Source organism: Nodosilinea sp. LEGE 07088, from assembly GCF_015207395.1.
Taxonomy (GTDB): domain Bacteria; phylum Cyanobacteriota; class Cyanobacteriia; order Phormidesmidales; family Phormidesmidaceae; genus Nodosilinea.
This window is the reverse complement of sequence record NZ_JADEWX010000002.1, coordinates 129,664-138,869: the sequence shown is the minus strand read 5'-3', so window position 1 is coordinate 138,869 and position 9,206 is coordinate 129,664. Positions and strand designations below refer to the sequence as shown.

At 61.1% G+C, this 9,206-nt stretch carries 8 protein-coding genes; 3 read left to right on the top strand and 5 right to left on the bottom strand.

Annotation, left to right across the window (positions count from 1 at the left end):
* The coding region (locus IQ254_RS01405) for a hypothetical protein (protein ID WP_193963551.1) at positions 1-182 on the bottom strand (182 nt) is incomplete at its 3' end.
* Here IQ254_RS01405 and IQ254_RS01400 point away from each other — a divergent pair.
* The 3 genes from IQ254_RS01400 (at position 181) to menD (ending at position 5,377) form a co-directional block, all read left to right on the top strand.
* Positions 181-1,893, top strand: coding sequence for a diflavin flavoprotein (locus tag IQ254_RS01400; protein WP_228039901.1), 1,713 nt, complete (start codon positions 181-183; stop codon positions 1,891-1,893). The two genes, IQ254_RS01405 and IQ254_RS01400, sit on opposite strands and share 2 nt — an antisense overlap.
* 254 nt (positions 1,894-2,147) lie before the next feature.
* Positions 2,148-3,584: an isochorismate synthase MenF gene (locus IQ254_RS01395; protein WP_193963549.1), complete on the top strand. Its 1,437-nt coding sequence runs from the start codon at positions 2,148-2,150 to the stop codon at positions 3,582-3,584.
* An 11-nt stretch (positions 3,585-3,595) separates the two neighbouring features.
* Positions 3,596-5,377, top strand: a complete 1,782-nt coding sequence (gene menD, locus IQ254_RS01390) for a 2-succinyl-5-enolpyruvyl-6-hydroxy-3-cyclohexene-1-carboxylic-acid synthase (RefSeq protein WP_193963547.1) — start codon at positions 3,596-3,598, stop codon at positions 5,375-5,377.
* A 39-nt stretch (positions 5,378-5,416) separates the two neighbouring features.
* Here the strand turns inward: menD and IQ254_RS01385 are convergent, their stop codons facing one another.
* From IQ254_RS01385 to IQ254_RS01370, 4 genes are all read right to left on the bottom strand, one after another.
* The gene (locus tag IQ254_RS01385; protein WP_193963545.1) at positions 5,417-6,517 is read right to left on the bottom strand and encodes a cell wall metabolism sensor histidine kinase WalK; all 1,101 of its coding nucleotides are present in this window, start codon (positions 6,515-6,517) and stop codon (positions 5,417-5,419) included.
* Positions 6,518-6,661: 144 nt separating this feature from the next.
* On the bottom strand, positions 6,662-6,889 hold the full coding sequence (locus tag IQ254_RS01380; RefSeq protein ID WP_193963544.1) for a ferredoxin family protein: 228 nt from the start codon (positions 6,887-6,889) through the stop codon (positions 6,662-6,664).
* A gap of 126 nt (positions 6,890-7,015) precedes the next feature.
* Positions 7,016-8,257 carry an ATP phosphoribosyltransferase regulatory subunit gene (locus IQ254_RS01375; RefSeq protein WP_193963542.1) on the bottom strand — a complete coding sequence of 414 codons (1,242 nt, stop codon included), beginning with the start codon at positions 8,255-8,257 and terminating at the stop codon, positions 7,016-7,018.
* Positions 8,257-9,177 (bottom strand): J domain-containing protein, encoded by a 921-nt coding sequence (locus IQ254_RS01370; RefSeq protein WP_193963540.1) that lies wholly within the window; start codon positions 9,175-9,177, stop codon positions 8,257-8,259. Before IQ254_RS01370 ends, IQ254_RS01375 begins: the two co-directional genes overlap by 1 nt.
* Between the last annotated feature and the right edge of the window lie 29 nt (positions 9,178-9,206).

Here is a 9,206-nt window from a genome sequence, read left to right as displayed (position 1 = left end):
GGGCGATCGAGGCGGGGGCGATCGATCTCGGCCTGGGCAGGGGATGGCCTGGCCGAGCCACAAGATGCCGACCGCAATCCTCTAGAATTGCAGCAGAGGGGCGCTATGCCCTGTTCAACGTTGCCCAGGCTTTGGCCCAGACTTAGGCTGGGACGCGCTAACCCTTCAGTCACCGTTGCCATGACTCCCCTTCCTCGCGATGTTCAGATCTACGCTATGGCCGCTGGCACAACCGTGCTGCGCTGTCGCAGTTGGAACCGCCTGCGCTTTGAGATTGAATACGCCCTAGAGCGGGGCACCACCGCCAACAGCTACCTGATTCAGGGCGATCGCACCGCACTCATCGACCCGCCGGGAGAGTCGTTCAACGAGGCCTTTTTAGCAGCCCTAGAGCGCCACATCGACCTCTACCAGCTGAGCTACATCATTTTGGGGCACATTAACCCCAACCGGGCCAAGACCTTAGAACTCTTGCTCAAGCGTCTACCCGAGGTGACGGTAGTCTGCTCTAACCCTGCCGCCCTGGCGCTCAAAGACCTCTTGCCCGATGTCTCGCCGCGCATTCGCGTCATTCGCACGGGCGAAGACCGCCTCGATCTGGGCCAGGGCCACCATCTGGAGTTTGAGTTGATACCGACCCCCCGCTACCCTGGCGGGCTGGCCACCTTTGACCCCTACTCCGGGGTACTATATACCGACAAGTTTTTTGGCGCGCACCGCTGCGACGATGCCGTTTTTGACCTCAGCTGGGAAGATCTGCTCGAAGACCGCCGCTACTACTTCGACTGCCTGTTTGCCGCCAGCACCCGGCAGGTCATGGTAGCCCTGGGCAAAATGGCCCAGCACTCCTTTCAAACTATTGCGCCGGGCCATGGGCCAGTGGTGCGCTACAGCGCCCGAGAGCTGTTTCAGAGCTATCGCGACTGGGGCCAGGCCCAGACTTCCCAAGACCTCTCGGTAGCGCTGATCTACGCCTCGGCCTACGGCAATACGGCCACCATTGCCCAGGCTCTGGCCCGGGGTATTACCAAGTCGGGGGTGGCGGTGGAGGCGATCAATGCCGAGCAGGCTAGCCCCGAGGAGATTAAAACGGCTGTGGAGGGCTCTGCCGGGTTTCTCATGGGGTCCCCCACCCTGGGGGGCCATGCCCCAACCCAAATGCAAACGGCTCTGGGCATTGTGCTTTCAACCGCATCTAAGGCCCAGCCTGCCGGAGTGTTTGGCTCCTTTGGCTGGAGCGGTGAGGCCATTGACCTGCTCGAAGGCAAGCTCAAGGATGGGGGCTACTCCCTGGCCTTTGAGCCCATTCGGGTCAAGTTTAAACCCACCGATGTCACCCTCAAATACTGCGAAGAAGTGGGCACCGATTTTGCCCAGTCGCTGAAAAAGGCGAAGCGGGCCAAGCAGCCCCGCACACCCGCATCCTCGGTGGAGCAAGCGGTGGGGCGCATTGTCGGGTCGCTCTGCATTGTCACCGCCCGCCAGGGTGAGGTCTCAAGTGCCATGCTGGCTTCCTGGGTGTCTCAGGCCTCCTTTGCGCCGCCGGGGTTTACGGTGGCGGTGGCCAAAGATCGCGCGATCGAGTCGCTGCTGTATCCGGGCAGCTCGTTTGTGCTCAACATTCTGGCAGAGGGGCGGCACCTGGGGCCGATGAAGCATTTTCTCAAACCCTTTGCCCCCGGCGAAGACCGGTTTGCCGATATTGAGACTGAGACGGCAGAAAATGGCGCGCCGATTTTGGCCGAGGCCGTCGCCTACCTAGAGTGCTCTGTGAATCAGCGCATGGAGTGTGGCGATCACTGGCTGGTTTACGCCACGGTGGAAGCCGGACGGGTGCTCAACGGTGACGATAAAACCGCTGTTCACCATCGCAGAACCGGCACCCACTATTAAGCTGCGTGAACGACTGGCCCTGAACTGGCTACGCCATGACCGAATATGCTACCAGTAAGGATACTGCCTAACGGGCTGAGTGGCTTGACTGGAGCACTTTTCAGCCCCTCCACCGACCCGGATGCAGGCCCTAGGGTGAGCGTAAAGCGGATCCTGGCGTTGGGGCCTGTCGCCTGGGCGGCTAGGGTGCTCTGGCCAACTGGCGCTACCACCGCTCCATGACGTTGACTAAACCGCTTTAATACCCAAGGTTTATGCCCGTTGTTTCTCACTGCTCCGATCGCGACCAGACCCTACAGTCGGTCTACCAATTTCTCGACCACTGGCTGCACCAGGCTCAGCAGAGTCATCGGCCCCAGCTCGTGACCCTGAGCTTTGATATTGCGCCCGTAGACCCGCTGCTAGTGCTGGCAAAGCTAGCGCCCAGCTGCGATCGCCACCTGTATGTTGAGAACCCTAGAACCCAGACCTCAGTAGTGGGCTTTGGCGCGGCGCTGGTCTATGAAACCGCTGGGATAGACCGCTTTGCCCAGGCGCGGCGCTTTATTGAGCAGTGGCGCAGCAAAACCCACTGCTACCGCGCAGCCGGGGAGACCGTTGCGCTGAGTGGGGCCGACTGGTCCCGATTTTTTTGTGCGTTTACCTTCTTTGCCGAGCCCCAGGGTGATACAGCGGGGTTTTCAGCTGCCACGGTGGTGCTGCCCCAGTGGCAGCTGGTGCGTCAGGGGCACCAGGGAGTGCTAACGCTCAACCATCTGGTAACGGCCACAACCGATATCGAGGCGCTCATCGCCGCGCTAACGGCTCAGCTACGGGCGGTAGAACGTCTGAGGGCACTGTCTTGGCGAGAGCCGCTGCATGGGGTGGTGCCACCAGTACAGCCAGATTCGGAAGCGGGCCAGCGATTTAGAGCTGCCGTTGAGCGGGCCCTGGGCCATATGACCCGCCACCCAATCCAAAAAATTGTGCTGGCCCATGCCCTCGACTGGGGCAGCGTCGAACCCTTTCAGCCCTTGGCGGCCCTGGGGCGACTGCGGCGGTGCTACCCCGACTGCCATGTCTTTTCTCTGGGGCAGGGCAACGGGGCCACCTTTATGGGCGCGAGCCCAGAGCGATTGTTGAGCCTGACCCAGGGGCAGCTAATTACCGATGCGCTGGCGGGGTCGGCCCCCCGGGGCATCACGACGTCACAGGATCAGCGCCTGGCCGAAGGGCTGCTGTACAATCCTAAGGAACGGGGGGAGCACCAACTGGTGGTGGAGTTTTTGGCGCGGCAGCTGCAGGGCATTGGGCTGCGGCCCCACTATCAGCCCCAGCCCCGGGTACGGCGACTGTCAAATATTCAGCATTTGCACACGCCGATGGGGGCCAGGGTGCCCCGTCAGGTGCATCCCCTGCACATTGTCGAGGCGCTGCACCCCACCCCTGCCGTTGCTGGAGTGCCCACCCGCGAGGCCTGCAATCAAATTTTGCGCTTCGAAGACTTTGACCGGGGGCTATATGCCGCACCGCTGGGGTGGGTGGGGGCCAATGGCGACAGTGAGTTCATTGTGGGCATTCGCTCGGCCCTGGTGGCTGACACCTGGGTGCGGCTATACGCCGGGGCTGGTATTGTAGCCGGGTCTGACCCCGATCGCGAATGGGCTGAGATTAAGCTCAAACTGCGGGCTCTGGGGGAATCACTGGTGTAGTCGGCTGATCCATGACCTTTGATTTTCGCAATACCAACACCCTCTGGGCCTCGGTACTGGCGGCTACGCTGGCGCGGCTGGGGCTGACGACGGCGGTGATTTCGCCGGGGTCGCGCTCAACCCCGCTAACGGTGGCCCTGGCCAACCAGCCTGAGATTGAGGCCGTGCCGGTGCTCGATGAGCGATCGGCGGCCTTTTTTGCCCTCGGGGTGGCGCGGCGCACGGGGCGGCCAGTGGCGCTAGTCTGTACCTCCGGCACCGCTGGGGCCAACTATTACCCGGCGCTGATTGAGGCCCGCGAGAGCTGCCTGCCGCTGCTGATGTTCACCGCCGATCGCCCGCCAGAGCTACGCGACTGTGCCTCGGGCCAGACAATTGATCAACAAAAACTGTTTGGCGCCTTTCCCGTCTGGTATGCCGAGCTGGCGGTGCCGGGGGCCGATATCGGGCTACTTTGCTACTTGCGGCAAACCCTGGTGCAGGCCTGGGGGCGATCGCAGCATCCGGTGGCGGGGCCGGTGCATCTCAACTGCCCCTTTCGTGACCCCCTGGCCCCCATTGCCGACGACTCGGTGGTGCACCTCAAAGCGGCTCTAGATGCCACCTTTTTGGCAGCAGTGGGAGAGTCTGCCCCCGTGACGGTTGGGTCTACCGGTGCGGTGTTGCCCTGGCTCGAGGCCTGGCGTGGAGACGATGGGCTCGGCCCGACCCCAGCTGGCGATCGCGGTCTGATCATCGCTGGCCCGGCCCAACCCGTCGATGCCCTCGGCTACTGCCAGGCCGTCGCCGCCCTAGCTCGGTATTTGGGGTGGCCAGTCCTGGCCGAGGGGCTGTCGCCCCTGCGCAATGCCGCCGCCCTAAATCTCCATTTGGTCACCACCTACGATCTGGTGCTGAGGCTGCCCGACCAGGCCCAAACCCTGGTGCCCGACCGGATCCTTCAGCTGGGCCCGCTGCCCACCAGCAAGCGGCTGCGCCAGTGGCTGCAAGCGACCCAGCCCCGTCGCTGGGTGCTAGACCCGGGCGGTACCAATCTCGACCCCCTCCACGGCCCAGTGGTGTCGGTTCCCCTGTCTCTGACCGCCCTGGCCAAGGCCTTACCCCAGGGTGCAAGCCCATCTAGCTCCCACTACCGGGCGCAATGGCTTGCCCTAGAGCAGCGGCTGCGCCAGCACCTCGACGCTACCCTGGCAGCTAGGGATGACATCTTCGAGAGCAAGGTGCCCTGGCTGCTGGCCCGCTGCCTGCCAGCCAACACCCCCTTGGTAGTGGCCAACAGCATGCCAATTCGCGATGTGGAGTGGTTTTGGCCGCCGGGCGATCGCGGTATTCGCCCCTACTGCAACCGCGGAGCCAACGGCATCGACGGCACCCTATCGACTGCCCTAGGCATTGCCCACGGTGGCCCCCCGACGGTGCTGTTGACCGGCGATCTGGCCCTGCTCCACGACACCAATGGTTGGCTGAGCCTGCCGCATCTGCGCGGTCACCTCACGGTGGTGGTGGTCAATAACCACGGCGGTGGCATTTTTGAACGGTTGCCCATAGCTACCGCTGCCGCCCCCGACGAAACCTGGTTTGAAGCCTTCTTTGCCACCCCCCAAACCGTCAACCTCAACCATCTCTGTGCCGCCTACGGGGTCAACTATGAGCGAGTCCAAACCTGGAGAGATCTAGAAGCGTGCCTTAGCAGCTTGCCCCACCATGGGGTGCGGCTGCTGGAGGTGAGCTGCGATCGCAAACAATCCCACACCTACCGCCAACAGCTCCTCACCCCACCGCCGATCGAATGAACTGCCTGCTCTATCCACTTCACCCAAGGCTTCTCGCCCCTAGCTCCCCTTTCCCTGGGGTAGCCAAAAGAGAAACTCACTGCCCTGGCCGACGATGCTCTTGACCTCAATTTCACCCCCCTGCACCTCCACCAGACGGCGGCAAATCGTCAACCCCAGGCCCGTACCCCCAGAACTGCGGTTGCGGGAGCGATCGGCCCGCCAAAATCGCTCAAACACGTAGGGCAGATCTTCCTCGGCAATGCCAATACCCGTATCCGCTACGCTGACATACACCCGGCCCGGCTGCGCCCAGGCATTGACCGTCACGGCCCCCTTCTCGGTGTAGCGCAGGGCGTTGCCCAACAGGTTGATCACAATTTGCTCGATGCGGCTGGGGTCAGCATAGACCGACGGTAACTCTGGCGGGCACTGAAGCGTAATCACCACGCGATCGGTACTGACAAACTGGTCGGCAAACGGACGCACCAGCGCCGTCAGCAATGGGCATAGGGCCACGTCTTGAGCCTGAATGGGCAGATAGCCTGCCTCCAATTTTGAGAGCTCTTGCAGGTCATTGACCAGCCGTTGTAGCCGCGTTGTTTCCCCCGCTAGCCGCTGGTAGAGCTCAGATTCTGGAATTACAGTCCCGTCAGCCAAGCCCTCCAAATAGCCATGAATAATCGTCAGCGGAGTGCGCAGTTCGTGGGTGAGGTCGCCAATTAGCTCCCGGCGATGCTCTTCCACCCCCTCTAGGTCTGCCGCCATCCGGTTAAAGCTGCTGGCCAACCGCTGAATTTCGAGAATCTCTGAGGGGGGTACCCGCTCGTCTAAATGACCCGCTGCAAACGATCGCGTCACCTCTGTCATCTGATCGAGGGGTCGAATAATGCGGCGCGACACCCAATAGCTCAGCCCGCCCGCCGTTCCCCCACCGACTAAGATCGCCCACAGCATACCGCGGCTCCAGGCCGCCTCAAAGCCCTTGACCAATTGGGTCCGACGCTGCACGCTGAGCACCCCATTCTCATAGCGCTCCAGGGAGACGACAAACAGCCGTGGGGTGTAAAGGCGGCCAAAAACAGCCAGGGTCAAAATGCCAATCCCCATCACCGCCAGGTGAGAAAAAAAGAGTCGACTACGCAGGCTAACTTTGGCCATGGCAAAACCTAAGGCTGAGTCGAGGGGACGGTGGCATCGGTTGGGTAACGATGACGCATGGTAAGGGAGGTTAGGAAGCAAAGCCTCACGACTGTCTCGTCATACTTCTCGTCATACTAGAGACGGGCAGATCAAATTCCTAGGCTAGGCCGGGGTATTTTGCAGACCGGGTTGTTCCTCAGGCAAAATAGCGCCCTCTACGGGGCAAACCTGGAGACAAATGCCGCAGTCAATGCAGATCGAGAAATCAATCCAGTACCAGTCAGTACCCTTGGTATTTTTGCCCGGCCCCTCATGGATGCAGGCTACCGGACAGGCGTCGACGCAATCGGCTACCCCTTCACAAACGTTAGTCACAATGGTGTGGGCCACAGGCTCTCCTCACTGACATATATTCCTCACTGACATATATACAGATGGTATCTCTGGCCGATTGTCCTCTGCTCTATTCAGGCAAGGGAGGTCTTCGCGACCAGGAGTCATCGATCATCCCTCACGTTAGTTCAGGGCTTCAATATCTGGCAACCCGCTGGGCCCAATCCAGGCGATGCGGCTAATGTGGCGCTGCCGGGCCCGATCGCGAATGGCCTCAGATGATTCGCCCTGGGCTAGATGCACCTCGGCCCGTACCAGGCTAGCGGAGGTACGCAGGGTGTGGGCATAGGTAAAGGCCGCTGCCGCCGCCTGGGGCACGGTGGGCACCACCAGCCAATCGCTGGGGGGGGTATCCTGGGGCAGATGCCCCGTGGGCAGTAGCACCTGGTGCAGGGCCTCAATGTTTAGGACAAAACCAATCCCCGGAAACCCCTGACCCTGACCCTGAAAGACCCCCAGCAGGTGGTCGTAGCGGCCCCCCTGGCCCAGCACCTGGCAGCCCTGGTCAGGGCTGCTGACCACCTCAAACACCAGGCCGGTGTAGTAGTCAAAGGGCTGAATTAGGCTGAGATCCAGGGTAAGGGCTGTGCGATGGTCAAAGACCGGCCCAGGCGGGCCATCGCCCGTCATCACGTCTCGGATAAGCGCCACCAAAGACTTGAGCCGCTCCACTACGGCTTGGGTATCGGCCTCCAAAGGCAGTTGGGCTAACGCCTGGAGTACATCCTCAGGGTGGCCCCGCAGATCGAGCAAATCTAGAGCTTGTTGGCGTAGTGGCGGCGATAGGTCTAGCGCTTCTAACGCTACCCGGTCAAGACTGGCCAAGGCTTGACGCACAGCCTGGCGTTGATCGGGAGGAAAGGGAACCAGCAGAGCGTGGGTGAGCTGAGCATCCCCTAGAATCAGACGCCAACCCCTGAGATTGAGGTTGTTGAGACAGTCCAGCAGCAGCAGCACAATTTCTGCATCGGCGGCAGTGGCTCCTGCTCCCAAAAGCTCTACCCCGGCCTGATAAAACTCTTGCTGACTACCATAGCTGCCCTGGCGAAACACATTGGCATGGTAGTAAAGTCGCTGCGGGTAGGTGACCCGGGCTAGGCGGGCTACCGCCGTGCGAGCAATCGAGGCCGTCAGCTCAGGCCGGAGCCCAAGATGTTTGCCCCCAGAGGGATGCAACTCAATGACGGCGGCTTGATCAATGGCCCCACCGGCCATCAGGGTTTCCATGCGTTCAATGGTAGAGGTGATAATCCGGTGGTAACCCCAGCGCTGAAATACCTGTTCGAGTCGGGTTTCAATCCAGTGCTTTTGGGCCACATCGAGGGGCAACAGATCGCGAGCCCCGGCCGGTGGGTGGTAGGTCATTACTTCTTCTTGCCTCCAAACAGGCCGAAAAATCCACCCCCCTTATCCCCAGATTTGGCCTTAGTATTGCCTTTACCGGCCGGAGATCCGCCTGCCTTATTAACTCGGGCTTGCACCGCACCCGCCCGTTCGTCAGCGGGATCAATAGCTAACGCTCGCTTGGCATGGACACGGGCCATGGTACCTTGGCCAGCCTTGAGGTACAACGAAGATAGATAGCTATGGCAAATGCTGGAGTTGGGGTAGACTTTGACCGCCTCTCTCAGTTCCAGAATGGCGTGGCTGTAGTCTTTATCGGTTTCGTACTCCCTGGCCCGGTTGATGTAGCTCTCTACGATGGTAGCCTGGCTGCGGCGGGGTGGCGGCGGAGGCGCATCCCCAGGGGCGGCCGGAGAGCTAGTGGGCGTCTTCGCTGGTTGAGCCGATTGACGGCTTGGGGTAGCCTCGCCATCCGTAGTCCGGTATAGGTAAACCAGGTTTAACTCGCTCAGTTCGCCAATAACCTCAGAAATAGCCTCCAGCTGGTCAAACTGGCGCTCGACTAAAGCCCTGATTGACTGGCGATAGGCCAGTTCGGCCTGGGGAGCTTTGAGCAGCTCTTGGGCGGCGGCCGACGTCACCACTGGCGCTGTGTCTGACCGCCGTAAAGACTGCCCCTTAAGCTTCAGCACAATCGTATGTTCAGTGCTCGATTTCTCTTGGCTGAGGGTTTCATAGGCCGGGTTGACCAGCTTAGAAAGGATCTCGCTAGCTCGCTGGGCATCAGCTGCAGCTGCCCCAGATAAACTGTCAGGATGGAGCTTGCGGGCAATAGTCAGATAGCGTTTCCGCACCGCTTTGGCATCGGCGGTAATGGGTATGCCCAGCACCGCGTGATGATCGTCAAAGCCAAGTTGAAACAGCCCTTGATCTGGTTTCATGGTCGCTTATCCGAGGGGTGGCTCAGGAA

What these genes read in the sequence shown, in the direction of transcription:
- IQ254_RS01400 (WP_228039901.1), top strand. Translation starts at nt 181, where the DNA reads ATGACTCCCCTTCCTCGCGATGTTCAGATCTACGCTATGGCCGCTGGC.
- IQ254_RS01395 (WP_193963549.1), top strand. Translation starts at nt 2,148, where the DNA reads ATGCCCGTTGTTTCTCACTGCTCCGATCGCGACCAGACCCTACAGTCG.
- menD (WP_193963547.1), top strand. Translation starts at nt 3,596, where the DNA reads ATGACCTTTGATTTTCGCAATACCAACACCCTCTGGGCCTCGGTACTG.
- IQ254_RS01385 (WP_193963545.1), bottom strand. Translation starts at nt 6,517, where the DNA reads ATGGCCAAAGTTAGCCTGCGTAGTCGACTCTTTTTTTCTCACCTGGCG.
- IQ254_RS01375 (WP_193963542.1), bottom strand. Translation starts at nt 8,257, where the DNA reads ATGACCTACCACCCACCGGCCGGGGCTCGCGATCTGTTGCCCCTCGAT.
- IQ254_RS01370 (WP_193963540.1), bottom strand. Translation starts at nt 9,177, where the DNA reads ATGAAACCAGATCAAGGGCTGTTTCAACTTGGCTTTGACGATCATCAC.